Genomic DNA, 21692 nt, shown 5'->3' with positions numbered 1-21692 from the left:
AGCTCCTACTTTGGAACGGCGTACCTCCTGTAGGAGCTGCCGAAGGCTGCGATCTTATAAAGGCATAAAAAAACGCCCCGCTCTCAGTGAGAACGGGGCGTTTTTTATAAGGCCGAATCAAGCGTAGCTTTCGGTCTCGCTGCTGGCTTCAACCAATTCCAGGGCAACGTTGTTCTGCGTATTGATCTTTCGATACAGCGCAGCGTCGGTTTCCAGGACCTTTTCCCGGGCCGGGAAGATTTCTGCCAGTTTGCTGGCCCATTCGCCCTTGGCTTTGCCCGGGAAGCATTTTTCGATCAGCTCAAGCATGATCGAAACGGTCACCGAGGCACCTGGCGAAGCGCCGAGCAGTGCCGCCAGGGAACCGTCCTTGGCCGCGACCAGTTCGGTACCGAATTGCAGGATGCCGCCTTTTTTCGGGTCTTTCTTGATGATCTGCACTCGTTGGCCGGCCACTTCCAGGCGCCAGTCTTCAGCTTTCGCCTCAGGGTAGAAGCGGCGCAGGGACTCCAGGCGCTGCTCCATCGACTGCATCACTTCGCTGACCAGGTACTTGGTCAGGTCCATGTTGTTTTTTGCCACGGAAAGCATCGGCCCGATGTTGCCGGCGCGAACCGACATCGGCAGGTCCATGAAGGAGCCGTGCTTGAGGAACTTGGTGGTGAAACCGGCATAAGGTCCGAACAGCAGGGACTTCTTGCCTTCGACCACGCGGGTGTCCAGGTGCGGCACGGACATTGGCGGCGAACCTACGGCAGCCTGGCTGTAGACCTTGGCCTGGTGGTGCTTGACCACTTCCGGGTTGTCGCAACGCAGCCATTGGCCGCTGATCGGGAAGCCGCCGAAGCCTTTGCTCTCTTCGATGCCCGAAGCCTGCAGCAGCGGCAGTGCCGCGCCGCCAGCGCCGAGGAAGACGAACTTGGCGTCGACTTCACGGGTGTTGCCGCTGTTGACGTCCTTGATGCTCACGGTCCAGCCGCCGTTGCTGCGCTTGAGGCCGGTCACGCGCTTGCAGTACTTGACCTGGGCATCGGGTGCGCTGGTCAGGTGCTTGAGCAACTGGTTGGTCAGGGCGCCGAAGTTGACGTCGGTGCCATTGATCACGCGGGTCGCGGCGAGGGTTTCGCCAGGATCGCGGCCAGGCATCATCAGCGGCATCCACTCGGCCATCTTGGCCTTGTCTTCGGTGTACTCCATGTCCGAAAAGGCGTGGTGCTTGCTCAGCACCTTGAAGCGCTCCTTGAGGAAGGACACGCCGCTGTCGCCCTGCACGAAACTCAGGTGAGGCACCGGGCTGATAAACGATTTGCACGAGCCGAACGTGCCTTTTTTGGTCAGGTACGACCAGAACTGCTTCGACACCTCGAACTGGGTGTTGATGTGCACGGCTTTCTTGATGTCGACGGTGCCATCGGCGGCCTGCGGCGTGTAGTTGAGCTCACACAGCCCGGCGTGACCGGTACCGGCGTTGTTCCACGGGTTGGAACTCTCCGCGGCACCGGAATCCATCAGCTCGACGACTTCCAGCTTGATCGCGGGGTCGAGCTCTTTGAGCAGTACTGCAAGGGTGGCACTCATGATGCCGGCCCCAACCAGTACTACGTCGACTGCTTCGTTATGCGCCATTTAACGCGTCTCCAAAATCTGCAGCACCAAATTGTCGGCATGGCTGCCAGGCGTTCCGGGGCGAGTCAGTGATGCCCCTGGATCTCATGGCAGTATCGCCATGTCCGAATCTTCGCAATTTATCGCAACTTCGACGGACGCTACCTGCCGGGCCTATGAGCCATATGAACTCATTTCGGCGCGCGGGAGGCAATTCGACTTATGGTCGATACATCCGTTTGTGCAACCAAATCCGTAGCGGACAGGCTTCAGGCTCCGGTGTTCGAGGAATACTCGGTCCTGTGTCGTTGGGCTGTTGTAGACGCTAATGGTGCATGTTCAGACGCAAAACTATTCATTTGCTCGCCACACTCTTGTGAAGTTGTGAAAACCCGTTTTTTTCACGCTCTTTTGAAGACGTGAACCTCAAAAAAGGGCTGTCCCAGGCTGGCACCGTGCCCGGATGGATTGCCGCCATGGGATACAGGGCAGGCAAAACGGGCAAACAGCTCAGTGACCGAGCGTAATGACAGCTCTGCAGATTCGCGAAAAGTGGAGGTTTTGCTCAATAAAACAGCAAGCGCGCCAGCTTCACTCGATCTGTGTGGGCGGCTCTCTGTGGGCGGTTCGGGGTGTCAATACAAGCGCATTGACGATGCTGCGAGGCCCGATCAGGAGACGTCCTTATAATCGGGGGGAGATTGTATCTAAGAAACGCAGGGAAATGGTCGTGTTTAATGACTTTTATTAGGTGTTTGGTCAGGTCGTCATCAGATGCTGTGCACGCGAGCGTGGCCGGTGCTGCCGGGAAACGACGCGGGCACCGGCAGGCAGTGGCTGATTCAGCCAGTTCAGGCGAATCTCTTCGATTTCAACCCAGCCATCGCCCATGGGCTGGAGGCTGCACTGCCTGAAGGCCTGGCAGCGGCCGTTGCGGTCGAGCAGGGCGAAGCAGCGATGCAGTGGGCGTGGCGCGAACAGAGAGATCAGATGGCGCATGGCAAAATACCGTTTGGGTGACTGCCGAGAAGGTTGCCTGCAGGCCATTACGTGCAAGTGTATGGGGGGTGACATCTGTGTGACAGGAACCGCATGAGCAAGGGTTTGTCAGAGATATAATCAAACACTGTGCGGTGCTGGTTCCCCGCAGTGGCGCACCGCTATACTGCCGGCCTGTTTGTGCCTGATTCTGGAGAGAAGAGCATGTTGCAACGCCTGTTGTTCGGTTTGATCACTGTGACCAGTTTGACCCTGGTTGGCTGCGCCCACAGCCCGCAACAACTGAACCCGGAACCCAAGTTGACGGCTCAACTGGCGCCCGTCGGCCACGGTCAGCCTGTTGTGGTGCGTGTGGTGGACGGACGTCCGTCGCCAACCCTCGGCACCCGTGGTGGCCTGTACCCGGAGACCAGCGCGATCACCGTGCAGGGCGCGCAGATCCTGCCGAAACTGCAGGCTCAGGCCGAAGCTGCCGTGCGCCTGTTGGGCTTCACCCCGACCGCCAATGCGGCGAATGCACCGCAAATCACCGTGACCCTCGCCGAGCTGAAGTATCAGTCGCCTAAAGAAGGCATGTACGTGACCGAAGCGACCATCGGCGCGACTTTCCGCTCAGATGTGCAAAACGCCAACCGTCGCTACAGCGGCCGTTACGGTGCGTCCCTGGACCAGCGCTTCGGTATGGCGCCTAACCAGGAAACCAACACCAAGCTGGTCAGCGATGTGCTCAGTGATGCGTTGACCCGCCTGTTCAAGGACCCGACTGTGGGTCAGGTTCTCGGCGAGTAATGCGAGCCATGTAGGAGCTGCCGCAGGCTGCGATCTTTTGATCTTGTTTTTTAAGGTTTGGAGCCGCCGAAGATCAAAATCAAAAGATCGCAGCCTGCGGCAGCTCCTACAGGAAGAGATCGTCAGGCCGCTTGCGAGTAAAAGTCCAGCACGCTCACGCCCGTCAGCAAATCCGCCTCCGGTAAATCGGCATGCTGGTGGCCACCGAGTGCGCAATACACCAGCCAATGGCGGTCTTGAACATTGAAGGCGAGGCTGCCGACGAGGGCTTGCTGTTCTTCGCTGGGGGTGATGAGGTAAAGACGATCCTGGTTTTCGGCGTGGAGCATGACGTGATCCGTGTCGGTTTCGAGGTGCGCATGTTCGCCGATACAGATGACGAAGCCGTGACTCAGGACAGCCATTGATCAAAAGCTTCGTTATTTGTCGGAAAACGAGGGCAGGTGCGCAGGCTTTCGGTAGAATCCGCGCCGCGGTCGCCGGCCCGGCACCTGCCACCTGTTTTACTTGAGGTTCGTGATGTCGCTGCACTTGATGACGCTGTTTACCGCCCATCCCGCCAAATTGATCAATCTGCTGGCCTTGCTCTTTGCCTTCCCGGGTGGCTGGTTGCTGCACGCCACCCGTCGTCGCGAACTGCGTGCGATGGCCAGTTTGCAGGCGCAGCGCCAGAGCAGTCCCAACGCAGAGCCCACGCTGGACTGGGCGACCTTGCGCATGAACCGGTTTTTCTACATCTTCGGTTTTGCCTGCATGGGGATGGCGCTGCTGGTGTCGTGGATCAGCACTCAGGTTTGAGTAACCGCAAAACTGTGGTGAACAGATACAAAAGCGGCGCCTCGAGGGCGCCGTTTTCACATCCAGCCGATACCGCTTACAGCGGCAATCCGGCCTTCACCCGGTACTGATTGCGTACCGGCATCGCATATTGAAGCACCAGGAATGGACGATGCTCTTCAGGGCAGGCGTCCAGGCGGCGTTGCCATTCTTCCTGGGCCTTGGTCAGTTCCTCGGTCGGGAACACTTCAGCGGCCTTCGGTACCTGCAACTGCGGATCGGCGTCCTTCCACTGTGCATAAGCCAGGTAGTGCACCGGGAACAAGCGGTATCCGCTGAGGATTTGCCTGTCCATCTCGACCGCCAATTGCTTGGTGTCTTCGAACAGTTCGGTGATCGGCGCGGCAAAGTTCACATGCACCCGGCCCTTGTAGCCGGTGATGCCCTTGGCGATGCTCACGTCATCCTCGCCCGGCACCTTGGTGTAGCTGCCGGTGCTGGCGCGGATGAAAAGCTCGCGGGCCTTGGCCTGGTCGCACGGGTCGTACTCGTAGCTGATCGACACCGGGGTCAGGTTCAGCGACTGGATGACTTCACCGAACGGCTCGTCCTTGCGGCTCATGTGGAACATCTTGAGGATCGCCGATTCGGTACGGTCGTCACCGTCCTTGGCGCGGCCTTCGGCCTGGGCAATCCAGATCGAGGCGCAATCGTTGCGGATCGAATGGTTGATGTATGCCGACAACAGTTGATAAGCCGCCATTTTCTCCCGGCGTCCGCTGATCGAGCGGTGCACGATGAAGCTCTTGTTCAGACGCATCAGGTCGCTGACGAAAGGCTTTTGCAGCAGGTTGTCGCCAATGGCGATGCGCGGGGTCGGCAGGCCGGCGTGGTACACGGCATAGTTGACGAAGGCCGGGTCCATCACGATGTCGCGGTGGTTGGCGATGAACAGGTAGGCGCTGCCGGACTTGAATTGCTCCACCCCGGTATAGGTAACACCGTCGGTGGCGCGCTCGATGGTATGGTCGACGTAATGCTCGACTTTGTCCTGTAACGTGGCCACGGAGGTTATGCCGGCAAACTCACGGCGCAGCCGATGGGCTATAAGAGGTTTGAGTGCCCAGCCTAAAGCGCCGGCGAAACGCGGGAAGCGGAAGTGGGTGAGGATATCTAGAAACGCCTTGTCGCCTAGCAGTCGTGCCAGCACTGCCGGGACTTCGCTGTCGTCGTAAGGTCGGATGGCATCGAATTCGCCCATCATGCTCTCTTGTTAGAAACGGCTAGGGTAAGTAAAGGTTTTGATCGAAAACCGGCGGGGTACGGTCTGAAAAAGTAGCCAGACAAAAATAGCCCTGCAAATAGACCGGCGATTATACGCACAAGTCACCTGGGAGACCGCGATGCTGGAAACTACGCGATATGAATGTCCGTATTGTGGTGAGGAAGTCGAGACGACGCTGGACTTGTCCGGTGGTGATCAGACCTATATTGAAGACTGTCAGGTGTGCTGCCGGCCGATAACCTTCGTGTTGCAGGTTCATGAAGGGGAATGGCATCTCGAAGTGTTCAGCGAAAACGAGTGAGGAGCGTGTATGCAGCGCATCTACGACCCGGAAAACCTGATGGAAGGCGAATTGCTGCAAGGCATGCTCGCCAGCGAGGGCATCGAAGCGCATCTGATGGGCCGTGATTTGCTCGGGGGCAGCGGCGAGTTGCCGATCTATGGCCTGCTCGGGCTGTCGGTCGAGAACGACCAGGCCGAATACGCCCGCGAGCTGATCACCGCGTACAATGCCGCGCTGCCGCTGTCTGGCGATGAACCGGACAGCTTTCCCGGCACGCTGGTCTGTTAGGCTGGCGTTCGTTTGATCAAGAGTCGTGTTGCCCCATGTGTGGACGTTATGCCCTGTTTCGCTGGAACCCTGCCTTCGCGGCACTGCCCGGTTTTCCCGCCGACCAGCAGGCGCAGTGGAACATTTCCCCCAATGATTCGGTGTTGATGCTGCGGGCCGAGCCTGACGGCCAGCGCTCGCTGGCCCGCGCCCGCTGGGGCCTGACGCCACCCTGGTTGACCGATCTGTCCCGCACCCCGGCCCACGCCCGTGCCGAAACGGTTGCCGAACAGCCCATGTTTCGCCAGGCCTTGCGCGAGCGCCGCTGCCTGTTGCCGGCCAATGGTTTTTACGAATGGCGCGGCACAACGCGAAAGCGCCCGTACTGGCTGACACCGGGGGAGGGCTCGTCATTATTTTTTGCGGCAATCTGGGAGGCGTATCCGGTACAGGAGCAGGTGTGGCTGAGTACCGCCGTGATTACCCAGCCGGCGGCAAGCCAGCGGCGACCGTTGATTCTTGATGAGGCGGGGCAGGCTGCGTGGCTGGATCCCGAGACGCCGTTGTATGCACTGCAAGCCTTGCTGGCCAGTGAACCCGCCGCATTGCGCGAGCGGGTGCTGGCCAACATGGTGAATGATCCGAAGCTCAATGGGCCGGAGTGCCTCACTCCCGGTTAGTCAGGCGCCGCTACCGGCCGCGCTCGACTCATCCGCATCACCGCCCACTTCATTGGTCACCTGATCGATCTCGGCCACCTGCTTGAGCGGGCGGGTATGAGCGCGGGCAGTTGAAATGACTGTTTTTGCGTGCTGGATGTCTTAATTGAATCAAGGCGTGGCGTGATGGGCTGCGGGTTGTCGCCGTATGTGAATTTTTTCTACGGCGATGAGAGCTTTGTCCGAATTGCGCGTCTTACGTCCATTGTATCTGGCGTCGATACATTTCCACGCCTAGGATACTCGGCATGTTTTCAGGGAGTTTTTTGATGAACAAGATTTTGGTTGTCAGTGCACTGGGCGCAGCACTTTTGCTCAGCGGTTGCCAGTCGGTCAATACCACCAGTGGCGGTGCCGTGGGGGTGGAGCGCAAGCAGTACATGTTCAGCATGTTGTCTGCGCAAGAAGTCGACCAGATGTACGCCCAGTCCTATCAGAAGACAGTGGGCGAGGCGTCCAGCAAAGGTGTGCTGGACAAGACCAGCAATGAAGCCCGGCGGGTTCAGGCGATTGCCGACCGGCTGATTGCCCAGGCGCCGAACTTCCGTCCGGACGCGGCTCAGTGGAAGTGGGAAGTCAACCTGATCAAGAGCGATGAACTCAACGCCAACTGCGGTCCTGGCGGCAAGATCATCTTTTACACCGGCCTGATCGATAAACTGAAACTGACCGACGATGAAATCGCCGCGATCATGGGCCATGAAATCGCCCACGCCCTGCGCGAGCACGGTCGTGAAGCGATGTCCAAGGCGTACGGCATGGAAATGGCCAAGCAGGGCGCCGGTGCCTTGTTGGGATTGGGGCAGGACAGCCTGGCCCTGGCCGATACTGTGGCCAACTACGGCATGACCCTGCCCAACAGCCGCGCCAATGAAAACGAGGCGGACCTGATCGGCCTGGAACTGGCCGCCCGCGCCGGTTACAACCCGAATGCCGCGATCACCCTGTGGAACAAGATGAGCAAAGTCTCGGAAGGTTCGCCACCTGAGTTCATGAGCACTCACCCGGCATCGTCGAGCCGTATTGCGGCGTTGCAGGCGGCGATTCCGAAGGTCATGCCGCTTTACGAGCAAGCCAGGAAGTCCTGATAGTCATGTGGTGAGGCTGCTGGCCTCTTCGCGAGCAAGCCCGCTCCCACAATAAACCTCCATTGACTGCAAACTTTGTGTGCACTGGAGACCCAATGTGGGAGCGGGCTTGCTCCGGGCAGCGTTCCGACGAAGAACGATAACGCGGTCTATAGACTCTATCGCGTCAAACCCACCCGCTGCTCTGCATCGCCTTGTACACCGCGACAATCGCCAGGATGAAGAACGCCGACGCCGCCAGTCGACGGATCAGGGTCAATGGCAGCTTGTCAGCGGCAAAGTTACCGGCCAATACCACGGGCACGTTGGCAATCAGCATGCCAAGGGTGGTGCCGATGATCACCAGCCACAACTCCGGATATTGCGCAGCTAGCATCACGGTCGCGATCTGCGTCTTGTCGCCGATTTCCGCCAGGAAGAACGCGATCAGCGTGGTCAGGAACGGCCCGAACTTGCGGGCGGTGCTGGCCTCGTCGTCATCCATCTTGTCCGGAACCAGGGTCCATAGCGCCGTGGCGGCGAAGCTCGCGGCGAGGATCCAGTGCAGCATCGTATCCGAGAAGAAACTGCCGACCCAGGCGCCTACCGCACCGGCGGCCGCGTGGTTGGCCAGGGTCGCGGCGACGATACCGGCAATGATCGGCCAGGGCTTGCGGAAACGGGCAGCGAGAATGAGCGCGAGCAGTTGCGTCTTGTCGCCGATTTCGGCCAAGGCAACGATTGCGGTAGGTACGAGTAGTGAATCCAGCATCAGGGGTTTTCCTAAGGGGCGGGTCGACACGGCTATGACACGTACAGCCTTCCCGCCCCGGGTAAGGTGTTCGTGTCATAGGTCTTGTCAAACCCTGCAATCCATCTGAAGTGGATGCTTGGGTCGCATGCGCCATGGTCTGAGGACCAAGTATGTTGACGCATGCCGGACGAGCGTGGCGCTCGTGGGAGACTACTCCCCTAGGACGGAGCGGATTCTGCCTAGGCAAAAACCATTCGGCAAGCCTTCTTTATCAAAAGAATTTCAACCGCGTTTGGCTCGATAGATCCGGAAGCCCTGTCCTTCGGCCTTGATCGCACACACGCCAAGATGCTCTTCGATCAGCGGTTGATACTTCAGGAAACTATTCGCCACCAAGCGCAGTTCGCCGCCGTTTTTCAGATGTTTGGCTGCTTTTCGCAGCAGGTTTTCCGTTGCGAAATAATCGGTGTGCACGCCGACATGGAACGGCGGATTGCTCAGGATCGCACTCAACCCCATCGGTGCGGCATCGATTCCGTCGCCGGTAATCACTTCGGCTTCCAGACCATTGGCAGCCAGGGTCAAGCGACTGCTGGCAGCGGCAAAGGCATCCACGTCCAGTAACGTGACCTGGTTATGCGGGTAACGACGTTTCACCGCCGCGCCCAAGACTCCTGCGCCGCAACCGAAATCGAGCAAGTGACCGCCGGGCAGTTTGTCCAGATGCTCCAGCAGCAGCGCGCTGCCGCGATCGAGGCGACCATGGCTGAACACCCCCGGCAGGCTGATGACCTTCAACGGGCCTTCGGCCAGCGGCAGTTCGTAGGTCTGCGCCAGGCTTTCCAACGGTTTGGCTTCAGGCGCGTTGGCCACGGTGACCAGCCAGAGCTGGCAGTGGCGCGCGCTGTCGAGTTTACGTGGCTTGCCGAACGGGTTGAGTTGTTTGGCGGCACCTTCGATGCCGCTTTTTTTCTCGCCGACCAGGTACAGCTCGCGGCCGGCCAGCCGCGAGGCGAGGGCGTTGAGGATGTAGTCGGTCAAGTCCTTGGCCTTGGGCAGAAACACCACCGCTGTATCGAACTCGCGCTCGGGTGCATTCACGCCAAAATGGCTGCGCTCGGCGAAGCGGGCGTCCAGCGCGGCCTGATCGCCGGCGTGCCAGCACCAGCCATGCGCTTTGGGCAGACGGCCCAGCAAGTCGTCGGCGGGCAAACCGGCCAACAACACCGAACCCTGGAATAACTCGGCCTGACGAAGCAGTACTTCACTGCGCGGATCCATAACTGCTCCCGTGGAAAAAAGTGCCGCAGTTTATCAACTGACGACCCGCAGCGCCTTACCGCTGAAGTATCCCAGTGCGTTTTCGGTGACTTGACCAACGATTCTCTGGCGCGCTTCGCGGCTGCCCCAGGCGTTGTGAGGAGTGACGATCAGGCGCGGGATGTCATGGGCCAGCAGTGGATTGCCATTGACGGGAGGCTCCACGCTCAGCACGTCAGTGGCGGCGCCCCCCAGATGGCCGTTGCGCAAGGCGTCGGCCAGCGCCTGCTCATCAATCAATCCACCGCGAGCGGTATTGACCACGAACGCGCCGGGTTTCATTGAGGCCAGTTCGCGGGCGCCGATGAAGTGGCGGGTGTGCTCGTTGAGCGGGCAGTGCAGAGTCAGTGCGTCGATTTGCGGTAACAGTTCATCCAGTGGCAAGCGGTCCGGCCGGGCAGGGCGTCCGGGAATTTGCCCCAGCAGAACGCGCATGCCGAAGGCTTCAGCCAGTCGTGCGACCGCGCCGCCCAATTCGCCATGACCCAGCAGGCCAAGGGTTTTGCCTTCGAGTTCGACGATCGGGTAATCCAGCAAACAGAACTGTCTGGCCTGCTGCCAGCGGCCTTCGCCGACGGCTTTTTGATAATCGGCCAGGCGCGTGGCCAGGTTGAGCAGCAGCATGATCGTGTGCTGCGCCACCGATGGCGTGCCATAACCCTGGCAGTTGCACACGGTGATCTCGTGAGAGCGGGCGGCGGCGAGGTCGACATTGTTGGTGCCAGTGGCGGTGATCAGGATCAGCTTGAGATCAGGGCTGGCCGCCATGGCGGCGGCATCGATCAGGATCTTGTTGCTGATGGCGACGGTGGCGCCCTTGAGGTGTTCGATGACTTGATCGGGCAAGGTCTGGGCGAACAACTGCAATTCGCTGAAACAACTGCGCAGTGGGTTGAGGTCAAGGTCGCCAAGGTCCAGGGACGGGTGGTCGAGGAAAACGGCGCGGCGAGTGTTCGTCATCAACTGTACCTTTTGTGCATTGAACTGAAGGCGTAATCTGCCGAGCCTACCAGATGAAATAAATAGTTACGCTTGGCCTGAAGGAGCCCCCATGTACTGGACAGAGTTCTTGACCGTTGCCCTGATTCACCTGCTGGCCGTGGCTAGCCCTGGCCCGGACTTTGCCGTGGTGGTGCGCGAAAGTGTTACCCACGGTCGCCGCGCTGGCACCTGGACCGCGCTGGGTGTGGGGACGGCGATTTTCCTGCACGTGGGTTACTCGCTGTTGGGGATCGGCCTGATCGTGTCCCAGTCGATCGTGCTGTTCAATGCCTTGAAATGGGCGGCCGCCGCTTACCTGCTGTACATCGGTTACAAGGCGTTGCGCGCGCAGCCGGCCAAGCCTGTGGCGGACGATCTGCACAAGGAAGCCGGGGAGCGCACCGCCCGTGGTGCCTTCACTTCGGGTTTCGTCACCAATGGTCTCAACCCGAAAGCCACCCTGTTCTTCCTGTCGCTGTTCACTGTGGTCATCAATCCGCAAACGCCACTGGCCGTGCAGGCCGGTTACGGGGTTTACCTGGCGGTGGCGACAGCGATCTGGTTCTGCCTGGTGGCGATGCTGTTCAGCCAGCAGCGCGTACGCGCCGGTTTCGCCCGCATGGGTCACTGGTTCGACCGGACCATGGGCGCGGTGCTGATTGCAATTGGCGTGAAGCTGGCTTTTACCGAGATGCATTGATTCCGTAGGAGCTGCCGCAGGCTGCGATCTTTTGATCTTCAGCATTATTGGAATCGCCTAAAGATCGCAGCCTGCGGCAGCTCCTACACCGGATCCAACTGCAATCACCAAACTTCTGTGAGGGCTGGCGCAACGCCAGTATTCATGCGGTTCTGCAAATCATTCCTTTGGCTGATTTGGCTGACCTTCAAGGGCACTACAGTGCGTACTTTCAGTCACGACCGTGCAGTCAGATTAAAGGGATTATTATGTTGCAGACTCGCGTTATCCCCCCGGCCGAAGGCGCTTACCAGTACCCGCTGTTGATCAAACGGCTGCTGATGTCCGGTGCCCGTTATGAGAAAACCCGCGAGATCATTTACCGCGACAAGTTGCGCTATAGCTACCCGACCCTGATCGAACGGGTGGCCCGCCTGGCCAACGTGCTGACAGCGGCCGGGGTCAAGCCCGGGGATGCCGTGGGTGTGATGGACTGGGACAGCCATCGCTACCTGGAATGCATGTTCGCCATCCCGATGATCGGTGCGGTGATCCACACCATCAACGTGCGCCTGTCGCCGGAACAGATCCTCTACACCATGAACCACGCCGAGGACCGCTTTGTGCTGGTCAACAGCGAGTTCGTCGGCCTCTACAAGGCCATCGAGGGGCAACTGACCACGGTCGACAAAACCCTGCTGCTGACTGACCTGCCGGAAAAAACCGCAGACCTGCCGAACCTCGTCGGCGAATACGAACAGCTGCTGGCCGCGGCGAGCCCGCAGTACGACTTCCAGGATTTCGACGAAAACTCGGTCGCGACCACGTTCTATACCACTGGTACCACCGGCAATCCCAAGGGCGTGTACTTCACCCACCGGCAACTGGTGCTGCACACCATGGGCGTGTCAACCATCATGGGCGCGATCGATAGCGTGCGCCTGCTGGGCACCAACGACGTGTACATGCCGATCACCCCGATGTTCCACGTGCACGCCTGGGGCTTGCCGTATGTGGCGACCATGCTCGGGCTCAAGCAGGTGTATCCCGGCCGCTATGACCCGGAATACCTGGTGGAGTTGTGGCGCAAGGAGAAAGTCACGTTCTCCCATTGCGTACCGACCATTTTGCAGATGGTCCTCAATGCCAAGGCCGCGCAGGACGTCGACTTCGGCGGATGGAAAATCGTCATCGGCGGCAGCGCCCTGAACCGCACCTTGTACGAGGCTGCCAAGGCCAAAGGCATTCAGTTGACCGCCGCCTATGGCATGTCGGAAACCGGGCCGCTGGTGTCGTGCGCGCACCTCAACGACGAATTGATGGCCGGTACCGAAGACGAACGCACCACTTACCGGATCAAGGCCGGCGTGCCGGGGCCACTGGTGGAGGCGGCGATCGTCGACACCGAGGGCAACTTCCTGCCCGCAGATGGCGAGACCCAGGGCGAACTGGTACTACGCGCGCCATGGCTGACCGAGGGTTATTTCAATGAGCCGCAGAAGGGCGCCGAGCTCTGGGCCGGAGGCTGGCTGCACACCGGTGACGTGGCGACCCTGGACAGCATGGGTGTGATCGACATTCGTGACCGGATCAAGGACGTGATCAAGACCGGTGGCGAATGGGTCTCCTCCCTGGACCTGGAAGACCTGATCAGTCGTCATGCGGCGGTACGTGAAGTAGCAGTGGTGGGGATCCCCGATCCGCAGTGGGGCGAGCGGCCGTTTGCCCTGCTGGTGCTGCGTGAAGGGCATGCAATCGGGGCACGGGAACTCAAGGAACACCTCAAGCCGTTTGTGGAGCTGGGACACTTGAGCAAGTGGGCGATTCCGAGCCAGATCGCCCTTGTTACTGAAATTCCCAAGACCAGCGTCGGCAAACTCGACAAGAAGCGCATTCGCGTCGATATCAGCGAATGGCAGGCCACCAACAGCACCTTCCTCTCGACGCTTTAAGCGTCTCCCGGCGTGCCCGAAAGGGCACGCCAGCCCCACCAAGCAAGCGCTTGGCTTGTCAAATCGAAATTTTCAGCCATCCTTGCCGTGCCGACGGGTGTCGGACTGGCGAAAGGACTGTTCCAGAGTGGCTGGCAACTGCAAATCACACTTTAGAGGGATCAAGCGCTACTACCTGCTGGCTATAGTCCGCTCAAGGATTTTTAAGAACGGGGCAACCGCACGAACAGGGGCGATGCAACTTTGGAATGACTTTGGGATGCCATGGCTCCCGGTTATCCACAACGTTTTTAGAAGTGCTCTTGCCATAAAAATAAAATGCACATGGAGTAGCGTCGATGACATCAGTTAACCAGTTCTGGCGCCGGGCGAAACTGCCCCTGGCTGTCAGTCTTGCCTCTACGCTCGCCGGGCCAGCATTCGGCGTCAGTTTCAACGTCGGTGAAATCGAAGGTCAATTCGACTCATCCCTGTCGATCGGTGCCAGTTGGTCTACCGAAAGTGCCAACAAGAACCTCATCGGTGTCAACAATGGCGGCAAGGGTCTGTCCCAGACTTCTGATGACGGTCACCTGAACTTCAAGAGCGGGGAAACCTTCTCGAAGATCTTCAAGGGCATCCATGACCTTGAACTGAAATACGGCGATACCGGTGTTTTCGTCCGTGGCAAATACTGGTACGACTTTGAACTGAAGGACGAAAGCCGTCCGTTCAAGGACATCAGCGACGAGGGCCGCAAGGAAGGCGCCAAGTCTGCCGGCGGCCAGATCCTCGACGCCTTCGTCTACCACAACTACGCCATTGCCGATCAACCAGGCTCCGTGCGTCTGGGCAAGCAGGTCGTGAGCTGGGGTGAAAGTACCTTCATCGGCGGTGGCATCAACTCGATCAACCCGATCGACGTGTCCGCGTTCCGTCGTCCGGGTGCCGAGATCAAGGAAGGCCTGATCCCGGTCAACATGTTCTATGTGTCCCAGAGCCTGACCGAAAACCTCTCGGCCGAAGCGTTCTACCAAATTGAATGGGACCAGACCGTCGTCGACAACTGCGGCACGTTCTTCTCTCAGCCGGACATCGTTGCCGACGGCTGCAACGACAACCTGCGCGTACTGGCCAAGCGCTCGCAAATTCCGGCCATTGCCTTGGGGCCGTTGGCCGCCAACGGCGTCGACGTCAACAACGAGGGTGTTCTGGTGCGTCGTGGCCCTGATCGCGATGCCCGTGACAGCGGTCAGTGGGGCGCGTCCTTCAAATACATGTTCGACCCGCTGGACACCGAGTTCGGCGCCTACTTCATGAACTACCACAGCCGTGCGCCGATCTTCAGCGCCACCGGTGCGCCGCAGTCGGTCTACAACACGGCAGCGGGGCTCCCGGGCCCGTTCGCCGCGCTGGCGCCATTGTTGGTAGCGGGTAATTCGCAGTACTTCATCGAATACCCGGAAGACATTCGCCTGTATGGCCTGAGCTTCTCCACCACCCTGCCTACCGGTACGGCGTGGAGCGGTGAGATCAGCTACCGTCCGAACGCTCCGGTGCAGCTCAACTCCACCGACATCCTGTTCTCCGGTGTCCGTCCTATAGGCAATAACAACCCGAACAACCCGTTGACCAATGCATCGCTGCTTACCGGCGTGCCAGGTCAGGACCTGCACGGGTATCGTCGCAAGGAAATCACCCAGTTCCAGACCACCCTGACGCACTTCTTCGACCAGGTCATGGGCGCCAGCCGTCTGACCCTGGTGGGCGAAGTGGGCGTGACCCACGTTGGCGGCCTGGAAAGCACTTCCGACGTTCGTTATGGCCGCGATCCGGTCTACGGTCCGGGTGAGTTGCCTGCCTCTGGCGCGCTTGATACCTGCGTGGCGCTCAACACCAGCACCATCAACGGTGCCGGTGCGGGTACGCCGACCAACAACCGCAGCCGCAACTGCACCGACGAAGGCTTCACCACGGCGACTTCGTGGGGCTATCGCGGTCGTGCCATCTGGGAATACAACGACGTGTTTGCCGGTGTGAACCTCAAGCCGAACGTTGCCTGGTCCCATGACGTGAGCGGTTACTCCCCTGGCCCTGGCGGCAACTTCGAGGAAGGCCGCAAGGCGGTGAGCCTGGGTGTCGATGCCGAGTACCAGAACACCTACACCGCGAGCCTGGCTTACACCAACTTCTTCGACGGCAGGTACACCACCGTGGATGACCGCGACTTCGTTGCGCTCAGCCTCGGCGTGAACTTCTAAGCACAGTATTTTCAGGACGAACGCATAAATGAAAATAACAAAAAGTCTGTTCCACGCCGGTGTTCTGGGCCTTTCGCTGCTGGCGACCAGCGTCATCGCAGCGGTTCCCCAGGCCGAGGCCGACAAACTGGGCAAGAGCCTGACCCCGATGGGTGCCGAAATGGCGGGTAACGCCGACGGTTCGATCCCGGCCTGGAAGCCGATGGCGAAGAACGCCGGTACGGTCGACAGCAAAGGCTTCCTGTCCAATCCGTTCGCCAGCGAAAAGCCGCTGTTCACCATCACGGCGCAGAACGTCGACCAGTACAAGGACAAGCTCGCCCCGGGCCAGTACGCGATGTTCAAGCGCTACCCGGAAACCTTCAAGATGCCGGTCTATCCGTCCCATCGCGGTGCCACCGTGCCGGATGAGGTGTTCGCCGCCATCAAGAAGAACGCCACCAACACCAAACTGGTGTCCGGCGGCAACGGCCTGGAGAACTTTGAAACCGCCATTCCGTTCCCGATTCCGAAAAGCGGCGTTGAAGTCATCTGGAACCACATCACCCGTTATCGCGGTGGTAGCGTGACCCGCCTGGTAACCCAGGCCACGCCACAACCGAACGGCTCGTTCAGCCTGGTGTACTTCCAGGACCAGTTCGTGTTCCGCGACAAGATGAAGGACTACGATCCGGCGAACCCGGGCAACATCCTGTTCTACTTCAAGCAGAAAGTGACTGCCCCGGCACGACTGGCCGGTGGTGTGCTGCTGGTGCACGAGACCCTCGACCAGGTGAAGGAACCGCGTTCGGCGTGGGTCTACAACGCCGGTCAGCGTCGTGTGCGCCGTGCGCCGCAAGTGTCCTATGACGGCCCGGGTACTGCGGCCGACGGCCTGCGTACTTCCGACAACCTGGACATGTTCAACGGTGCACCGGATCGTTACGACTGGAAGCTTGAAGGCAAGAAAGAGATGTACATCGGCTCCGATGCCTACAAGCTCGACGATCCGAAGCTCAAGTACACCGACATCATCAAGGCCGGTCACATCAACCAGGACCTGGCGCGTTACGAGTTGCGTCGTGTGTGGCATGTGGTTGCAACCCTGAAGGAAGGTCAGCGTCACATCTACGCCAAGCGTGATTTCTACATCGACGAAGACACCTGGCAAGCTGCGGTGATCGACCATTACGACGGTCGTGGCCAGCTGTGGCGTGTAGGTGAAGCCCATGCCGAGAACTACTACGACAAGCAAGTGCCGTGGTATGCCCTTGAAGCCCTGTACGACCTGCAATCGGGTCGTTACCTGGCGCTGGGCATGAAAAACGAAGAGAAGTCGGCTTATGACTTCGGCTTCACTGCCACCACCAGCGATTTCACCCCGGCCGCCTTGCGCCAGGATGGTGTTCGCTAAGGTGAACTGAGTAGAGGCCGCACCCTCTGAAACGCCCCGACTGGTTCGGGGCGTTTTTTTTTGCGTGCAGACTTTTTGTAGCCATTTGTAGCAATTACCTTCATTCCCTATCCGTTTACGGCTAGTCTGCGGACATCTGCAACGCCGCCACCCGCAATTCAAACAAGAGCCGGCTATGACTGATTTGTCTACACTCCCAGGTTCTGCAAACGTTGCTGTCGCGACACTCGACGGGCGCTTCTTCCGCCCGCCGTTGCCCGACGGCCATGTGCTGCGTCCACGCTTGTGCGAGCGCCTGAGTGCCGGGCTCGGTGGCAGGTTATTGCTCGTCAGCGCACCAGCAGGGTTCGGCAAGAGTTCGTTGGCGGTGGAGTTTTGTCAGGGGTTGCCGGCGCACTGGCAAAGTCTCTGGCTGGGGTTGAGCCCGCGCGACAGTGACCCTGGGCGTTTTCTCGAGCGCCTGCTGGAAGGCCTCCAGGACTATTTTCCGCACCTGGGCAGGCAATCCCTCGGGCTGTTGAAAATGCGCCAGCGCCATCAGCCGTTCGCGTTTGAAGAATGGCTGGACGGCCTGCTCGACGAATTGGCCGAGCACCTGTCCACCGCGACACCATTACTGCTGGTGCTGGATGATTACCATCTGGCCCAGGGGCCGGTGCTGGACCGTTGCCTGCAATTTTTCCTCAATCATCTCCCCGATGGCTTGCTGGTGATGGTCACCAGTCGCCAGCGTCCCGACTGGCATCTGGCGCGGCTGCGGCTATCGCGGCAACTGCTTGAGTTGCATGAACAGGATCTGCGCCTGACCCACGACGAGGCCTTGAGCCTGCTCGACCGGCACAGCAGTTCCCTGCGCGGTGAGGCACTGGAGAACCTGATCGAGCGCAGTGAAGGTTGGGTCGCGGGGTTGCGTTTCTGGCTGCTGGCCGCCTCGGAGGCGGGCACCGATGGCGCGTTGCCGCAATCGTTGCACGGCGGGGAAGGACTGATCCGCGATTACCTGCTAGAAGAGGTCATCGATTGCCTGCCCGCCGAGGTCCAGTCGTTCCTCTATGACACGGCGCCCCAGGAGCGTTTTTGCAGCGAACTGTGCGACGCCGTTCGCGACGCACATGACAGCGCAGAGATCCTGCGTTTCCTGCTCGCCCACCAAGTGTTCCTGGTGCCTCTGGACGAGCATGGCCACTGGTATCGTTACCACCACCTGTTTTCCGATCTGTTGCGCACGCGCCCGACTTCCCAGTCGATGGTGCCGGCCGCCAGCCTGCACCTGCGTGCCTGCCGCTGGTTCAATGCCCAGGGGCTGCTCGATGAGGCCGTGGAGCAGGCCTTGCGCGCCGGTCACCTGGACGTCGCGGCGAACCTGGTACAGAACCTCTCCGAAGAGCAACTGCTGGCCGAGCAGAATGTCGGCATGTTGCTGCGCTGGAAAATGGACTTGCCTGACAGCTTGCTGATCAGCACGCCGCGACTGATTGTGCTCTATAGCTGGGCGCTGGGGATGGCATGCCAACTGGATGCCGCGGAAGAACTGGCCAGCCATTTGAGCCGCTTCCTGCCCGCTCCGTCGGCCACCGCCCAGAAGTCCATGTTGGCCCAATGGCTGGCATTGAGCGGCATTATTGCCCGTGGGCGCGGCAACCGCGAACTGACGCTGCGGTACTGCGGCGAAGCGTTGGAAAGCCTTCCACCCAAACGTTACGGTCAGCGCCTGATGTGCCTCTCGACCCTGTCCAACCTGGCCATTGCCGACGGTGATTTGTGGCGGGCACGAGGGCTTAACCGCGAATCGCTGGAGCTGGCGCAACGGGTCGGCAACCCCCTGTTCGAAGCACTGGCGCACTACGACCGCGCCCGGGTGCTGCAAGCGCGCGGGGAAATCTGTCGGGCGCTGGAGGAGGTCCGTCAGGGAATGCAGCGCCTGCAGAGCTTGCCTGCGCAACGGCTGTATGCGGTTCGCGCCCGGCTGACCTTGTACGAAGGCTTTTTACTGGCACTGCGCATGCAGCCGCAAGTGGCGCGCTTGCGATTGCAGGCCGGTTTGAGCGAGGCGCGGGCCTGCCGTGATATCAGCGTGCTGATCGGTCACTGCGTGATTGCCAGGCTGGAAGGCAGCAGCGGCGAGTTCGCCAAGGCCTTTGCCGAACTTGCCGAAGCCGAACGCCTCATGCACATCTGGGACGTACCACCGATCTACTACCTGGCCATGATCACCCTGGTCAAATGTGAACTCTGGCTGGCCCAGGGGCGCACCGATCTGGCCGAAGCCTGGCTAGCGCGCCTGGGGCAGACCTATAACGGCGAAAACGGGGCGGCACCACCGGAGTTCCACCCGCAACTGCCGTTGCATATCGAATTGCAACAAGCCTTGCTCGACGTCATCCAGGGCCAGCCGATGCTGGCCGAAGGGCGTTTGAATGCGCTGCTTGAACATGGCCAGCAAAGCGGTCGTCAGATGCTCAGTGCCATGGCGCTCACCCAGAAAGTGGCGTTGTTGCTGGGCAGCGGCCGGGAACCGGAAGCACGCAGGGCGCTGGCCCAGGCGCTGGACGCTGCTGGCGGAGGAGGGCTGCAACCCTTTGAGGGCTTGTTGGCCGAGCACCCGGACTGGCTGCGTGGGCAGCTTCAAAACTGTCCACAAACCCCCGTATCCCTGAGCCTCAGTGAGAAATTGCCGGCATTGGCTGCCCGTTCCGGGCCGGAATCCTGCGCGACCGCGGAACAACTCAGCACCCGGGAAATGGCGGTCCTGCGATTGATCGCCCAGGGCTGTTCGAATCAGGAAATCAGCGATCAACTGTTTATTTCCCTGCACACGGTCAAGACCCACGCCAGTCACATCAACAGCAAGCTCGGGGTCGAGCGGCGTACACAGGCGGTGGCACGGGCCAAGGAATTGGGGGTGTTGGGTTAAGGATTTTTCACGTTACCCATCGCAGCCATTGGTTCGCTGCTCAATTGTGCGAAAATCGCTCGTCCCCGTTAATCGAGCAGGCCACGATGTCCCAGCAGCCCACCCTCATCCGCGAAACCTTCCCCGTCGGGCCTTTGCAGTGCAACTGCACGATCATCGGCGATCCGGTAACGAAAAAGGCCATCGTCGTCGATCCGGGTGGCAATCATGAACTGATCCTGGCGCGTCTCGATGCCCTGGGGCTGAAAGTGGTCAGCATCATTCACACCCATGCGCACCTCGATCATTTCCTGGCTTCCGGCCAACTCAAGGAGAAAACCGGCGCGACCCTGCATCTGCACAAGGAAGACCAGTTTCTGTGGGACAACCTGGAAATGCAGTGCCAGATGTTCGGCGTTCCTTATACCCCGGTGCCGTCCCCGGATCGCTGGCTGGCCGATGATGAAGAACTGGCCTGCGGTTGTGGCGTGGCGCTGCACACGCCAGGTCATACGCCGGGCTCCATGAGCTTCTGGTTTTCCGAGGCCAAGCTGCTGATTGCCGGTGATACGTTGTTCAAGCGTGGGGTAGGGCGCACGGATTTGTGGGGCGGCGACCAGGCCACCATCGTGCGTTCGATCAAGCAGCGTTTGTACACCCTCGACGAGGAGGCGATAGTGGTGGCCGGGCATGGTCCGGATACCCGTCTGGGCGATGAAATGCGCGAAAACCCGTTTGTACGGGCCTGATTTGTAACGAGCGGAATTTTTATTCCAGGAAGTGATCCAACGCCCGCAAAGGCTGATGCCTTGGACCGTTGCACCACAGAATGCAAAAAAAGTAGGAGCTTTACATGTTCACCACGCGTCGTTTGATGATTGTCGCTACAGCTGTGGCCGTTTTGTCCGGTTGTGCCTCGCCTAACCCTTACGGCGGTCAGGGCCAGGCTCAGGGCCAGACGGATAGCGGCTCCGAAGGCATGAGCAAGACCGCGAAATACGGTGGCCTCGGCGCTCTGGCCGGTGCGTTGGCCGGTGCTGCGATCAACCACGATAACCGTGGCAAGGGCGCACTGATTGGTGCTGCGGTGGTCGGTGCTTCCGCCGCCGGCTACGGCTACTACGCCGATCAGCAAGAGAAAAAGCTGCGCGCCAGCATGGCCAACACCGGTGTTGAAGTGCAGCGCCAGGGCGACCAGATCAAGCTGATCATGCCGGGCAACATCACGTTCGCGACCGATTCGGCGAACATTGCCCCAGGTTTCTATCAGCCGCTGAACAACCTGGCGGGCTCGCTGAAAGAGTTCAACCAGAACCAGATCGAGATTGTCGGTTATACCGACAGCACCGGCAGCCGCCAGCACAACATGGACCTGTCCCAGCGTCGCGCCCAGAGCGTGGCAACCTACCTGACCTCGCAAGGTGTCAGCGGTGCCAACCTGAGCGCTCGCGGTGCCGGCCCGGATGGCCCGGTTGCCAGCAACGCTGACGTCAATGGCCGTGCACAGAACCGCCGTGTAGAGGTTAACCTCAAGGCGATTCCAGGCCAGCAGTATGGTGGTCAGCAGCAAGGTCAGGTTCAGCAGTACCCTTGATCGTCTGATTGAACCCCAGGCGTAAATAAAACCGTTCGGTCCTTTTGGGGTCGAGCGGTTTTTTTGTGTCGTCGATTCCGGCCCCATCGCGAGCA

Annotated in this window: 20 protein-coding genes and 1 riboswitch; of the genes, 13 read left to right on the top strand and 7 right to left on the bottom strand. The window is 59.9% G+C overall.

Translation table 11 applies throughout. The features are described 5' to 3' along the window. Positions 1-117: 117 nt before the first annotated feature. Positions 118-1626, bottom strand: coding sequence for a malate dehydrogenase (quinone) (gene mqo, locus ASD95_RS18160; RefSeq protein WP_056726257.1), 1509 nt, complete (start codon positions 1624-1626; stop codon positions 118-120). 738 nt (positions 1627-2364) lie between these two features. Beyond that, a complete protein-coding gene (locus ASD95_RS18155) occupies positions 2365-2604 on the bottom strand; it encodes a hypothetical protein (protein WP_056726256.1) in 240 nt (79 codons plus the stop codon). 204 nt (positions 2605-2808) lie between these two features. Between ASD95_RS18155 and ASD95_RS18150 the strand changes: the two genes are divergently transcribed. Next, a complete protein-coding gene (locus ASD95_RS18150) occupies positions 2809-3393 on the top strand; it encodes a YajG family lipoprotein (protein WP_056726255.1) in 585 nt (194 codons plus the stop codon). A 122-nt stretch (positions 3394-3515) separates the two neighbouring features. Here ASD95_RS18150 and ASD95_RS18145 read toward each other — a convergent pair whose 3' ends face one another. Further along, a complete protein-coding gene (locus ASD95_RS18145) occupies positions 3516-3722 on the bottom strand; it encodes a hypothetical protein (RefSeq protein WP_033052291.1) in 207 nt (68 codons plus the stop codon). A gap of 190 nt (positions 3723-3912) precedes the next feature. Here ASD95_RS18145 and ASD95_RS18140 point away from each other — a divergent pair, with 190 nt between their 5' ends. Next, positions 3913-4191: a hypothetical protein gene (locus ASD95_RS18140; protein ID WP_056726254.1), complete on the top strand. Its 279-nt coding sequence runs from the start codon at positions 3913-3915 to the stop codon at positions 4189-4191. 76 nt (positions 4192-4267) lie between these two features. Here the strand turns inward: ASD95_RS18140 and ASD95_RS18135 are convergent, their stop codons facing one another. Beyond that, on the bottom strand, positions 4268-5434 hold the full coding sequence (locus ASD95_RS18135; protein ID WP_056726253.1) for a 1-acyl-sn-glycerol-3-phosphate acyltransferase: 1167 nt from the start codon (positions 5432-5434) through the stop codon (positions 4268-4270). Between the two features lie 139 nt (positions 5435-5573). On the opposite strand from ASD95_RS18135, the gene ASD95_RS18130 reads away from it, so the two are divergent. From ASD95_RS18130 to ASD95_RS18115, 4 genes are all read left to right on the top strand, one after another. Then, positions 5574-5756 (top strand): CPXCG motif-containing cysteine-rich protein, encoded by a 183-nt coding sequence (locus ASD95_RS18130; RefSeq protein WP_056726252.1) that lies wholly within the window; start codon positions 5574-5576, stop codon positions 5754-5756. A 9-nt stretch (positions 5757-5765) separates the two neighbouring features. Beyond that, entirely contained in the window at positions 5766-6026 is a 261-nt protein-coding gene (locus tag ASD95_RS18125; RefSeq protein WP_056726251.1) for a putative signal transducing protein, read from the top strand. 35 nt (positions 6027-6061) lie between these two features. Further along, positions 6062-6685 carry an SOS response-associated peptidase gene (locus ASD95_RS18120; RefSeq protein ID WP_056726250.1) on the top strand — a complete coding sequence of 208 codons (624 nt, stop codon included), beginning with the start codon at positions 6062-6064 and terminating at the stop codon, positions 6683-6685. A 308-nt stretch (positions 6686-6993) separates the two neighbouring features. Beyond that, a complete protein-coding gene (locus ASD95_RS18115; RefSeq protein ID WP_056726249.1) occupies positions 6994-7812 on the top strand; it encodes a M48 family metallopeptidase in 819 nt (272 codons plus the stop codon). Positions 7813-7978: 166 nt separating this feature from the next. Here ASD95_RS18115 and ASD95_RS18110 read toward each other — a convergent pair whose 3' ends face one another. From ASD95_RS18110 to ASD95_RS18100, 3 genes are all read right to left on the bottom strand, one after another. Next, positions 7979-8563, bottom strand: a complete 585-nt coding sequence (locus tag ASD95_RS18110; protein ID WP_008016665.1) for a TMEM165/GDT1 family protein — start codon at positions 8561-8563, stop codon at positions 7979-7981. An 89-nt stretch (positions 8564-8652) separates the two neighbouring features. Beyond that, positions 8653-8777, bottom strand: a riboswitch (yybP-ykoY riboswitch). A gap of 50 nt (positions 8778-8827) precedes the next feature. Then, positions 8828-9826 (bottom strand): class I SAM-dependent methyltransferase, encoded by a 999-nt coding sequence (locus tag ASD95_RS18105; protein ID WP_056726248.1) that lies wholly within the window; start codon positions 9824-9826, stop codon positions 8828-8830. 33 nt (positions 9827-9859) lie between these two features. Next, entirely contained in the window at positions 9860-10825 is a 966-nt protein-coding gene (locus ASD95_RS18100) for a 2-hydroxyacid dehydrogenase (protein ID WP_056726247.1), read from the bottom strand. 91 nt (positions 10826-10916) lie between these two features. On the opposite strand from ASD95_RS18100, the gene ASD95_RS18095 reads away from it, so the two are divergent. The 7 genes from ASD95_RS18095 (at position 10917) to ASD95_RS18065 (ending at position 21597) form a co-directional block, all read left to right on the top strand. Continuing rightward, on the top strand, positions 10917-11546 hold the full coding sequence (locus ASD95_RS18095; protein WP_056726246.1) for a LysE family translocator: 630 nt from the start codon (positions 10917-10919) through the stop codon (positions 11544-11546). A gap of 248 nt (positions 11547-11794) precedes the next feature. After that, entirely contained in the window at positions 11795-13477 is a 1683-nt protein-coding gene (locus ASD95_RS18090) for a fatty acid--CoA ligase (RefSeq protein WP_056726245.1), read from the top strand. A gap of 338 nt (positions 13478-13815) precedes the next feature. Next, positions 13816-15717 carry a DUF1302 domain-containing protein gene (locus tag ASD95_RS18085; RefSeq protein ID WP_056726244.1) on the top strand — a complete coding sequence of 634 codons (1902 nt, stop codon included), beginning with the start codon at positions 13816-13818 and terminating at the stop codon, positions 15715-15717. 28 nt (positions 15718-15745) lie between these two features. Beyond that, entirely contained in the window at positions 15746-17110 is a 1365-nt protein-coding gene (locus ASD95_RS18080; RefSeq protein ID WP_056726243.1) for a DUF1329 domain-containing protein, read from the top strand. A 175-nt stretch (positions 17111-17285) separates the two neighbouring features. Further along, on the top strand, positions 17286-20024 hold the full coding sequence (locus ASD95_RS18075) for a LuxR C-terminal-related transcriptional regulator (RefSeq protein WP_056726242.1): 2739 nt from the start codon (positions 17286-17288) through the stop codon (positions 20022-20024). A gap of 86 nt (positions 20025-20110) precedes the next feature. Then, complete coding sequence (locus ASD95_RS18070; protein WP_056726241.1) at positions 20111-20752, top strand: MBL fold metallo-hydrolase; 642 nt, start codon at positions 20111-20113, stop codon at positions 20750-20752. Positions 20753-20856: 104 nt separating this feature from the next. Beyond that, entirely contained in the window at positions 20857-21597 is a 741-nt protein-coding gene (locus ASD95_RS18065) for an OmpA family protein (protein ID WP_056726240.1), read from the top strand. Positions 21598-21692 lie beyond the last annotated feature (95 nt).

Origin of the sequence: Pseudomonas sp. Root71 (assembly GCF_001429045.1) — a bacterium.
Lineage (GTDB): Bacteria > Pseudomonadota > Gammaproteobacteria > Pseudomonadales > Pseudomonadaceae > Aquipseudomonas > Aquipseudomonas monachiensis.
The sequence above is the reverse complement of the archived record's forward strand: the minus strand, read 5'-3'. Positions and strand labels throughout refer to the sequence as shown.

Coding starts and splice junctions, on each gene's coding strand:
- mqo (WP_056726257.1), bottom strand. CDS start 1,626: ATGGCGCATAACGAAGCAGTCGACGTAGTACTGGTTGGGGCCGGCATC.
- ASD95_RS18155 (WP_056726256.1), bottom strand. CDS start 2,604: ATGCGCCATCTGATCTCTCTGTTCGCGCCACGCCCACTGCATCGCTGC.
- ASD95_RS18150 (WP_056726255.1), top strand. CDS start 2,809: ATGTTGCAACGCCTGTTGTTCGGTTTGATCACTGTGACCAGTTTGACC.
- ASD95_RS18145 (WP_033052291.1), bottom strand. CDS start 3,722: ATGCTCCACGCCGAAAACCAGGATCGTCTTTACCTCATCACCCCCAGC.
- ASD95_RS18140 (WP_056726254.1), top strand. CDS start 3,913: ATGTCGCTGCACTTGATGACGCTGTTTACCGCCCATCCCGCCAAATTG.
- ASD95_RS18135 (WP_056726253.1), bottom strand. CDS start 5,434: ATGATGGGCGAATTCGATGCCATCCGACCTTACGACGACAGCGAAGTC.
- ASD95_RS18130 (WP_056726252.1), top strand. CDS start 5,574: ATGCTGGAAACTACGCGATATGAATGTCCGTATTGTGGTGAGGAAGTC.
- ASD95_RS18125 (WP_056726251.1), top strand. CDS start 5,766: ATGCAGCGCATCTACGACCCGGAAAACCTGATGGAAGGCGAATTGCTG.
- ASD95_RS18120 (WP_056726250.1), top strand. CDS start 6,062: ATGTGTGGACGTTATGCCCTGTTTCGCTGGAACCCTGCCTTCGCGGCA.
- ASD95_RS18115 (WP_056726249.1), top strand. CDS start 6,994: ATGAACAAGATTTTGGTTGTCAGTGCACTGGGCGCAGCACTTTTGCTC.
- ASD95_RS18110 (WP_008016665.1), bottom strand. CDS start 8,563: ATGCTGGATTCACTACTCGTACCTACCGCAATCGTTGCCTTGGCCGAA.
- ASD95_RS18105 (WP_056726248.1), bottom strand. CDS start 9,826: ATGGATCCGCGCAGTGAAGTACTGCTTCGTCAGGCCGAGTTATTCCAG.
- ASD95_RS18100 (WP_056726247.1), bottom strand. CDS start 10,825: ATGACGAACACTCGCCGCGCCGTTTTCCTCGACCACCCGTCCCTGGAC.
- ASD95_RS18095 (WP_056726246.1), top strand. CDS start 10,917: ATGTACTGGACAGAGTTCTTGACCGTTGCCCTGATTCACCTGCTGGCC.
- ASD95_RS18090 (WP_056726245.1), top strand. CDS start 11,795: ATGTTGCAGACTCGCGTTATCCCCCCGGCCGAAGGCGCTTACCAGTAC.
- ASD95_RS18085 (WP_056726244.1), top strand. CDS start 13,816: ATGACATCAGTTAACCAGTTCTGGCGCCGGGCGAAACTGCCCCTGGCT.
- ASD95_RS18080 (WP_056726243.1), top strand. CDS start 15,746: ATGAAAATAACAAAAAGTCTGTTCCACGCCGGTGTTCTGGGCCTTTCG.
- ASD95_RS18075 (WP_056726242.1), top strand. CDS start 17,286: ATGACTGATTTGTCTACACTCCCAGGTTCTGCAAACGTTGCTGTCGCG.
- ASD95_RS18070 (WP_056726241.1), top strand. CDS start 20,111: ATGTCCCAGCAGCCCACCCTCATCCGCGAAACCTTCCCCGTCGGGCCT.
- ASD95_RS18065 (WP_056726240.1), top strand. CDS start 20,857: ATGTTCACCACGCGTCGTTTGATGATTGTCGCTACAGCTGTGGCCGTT.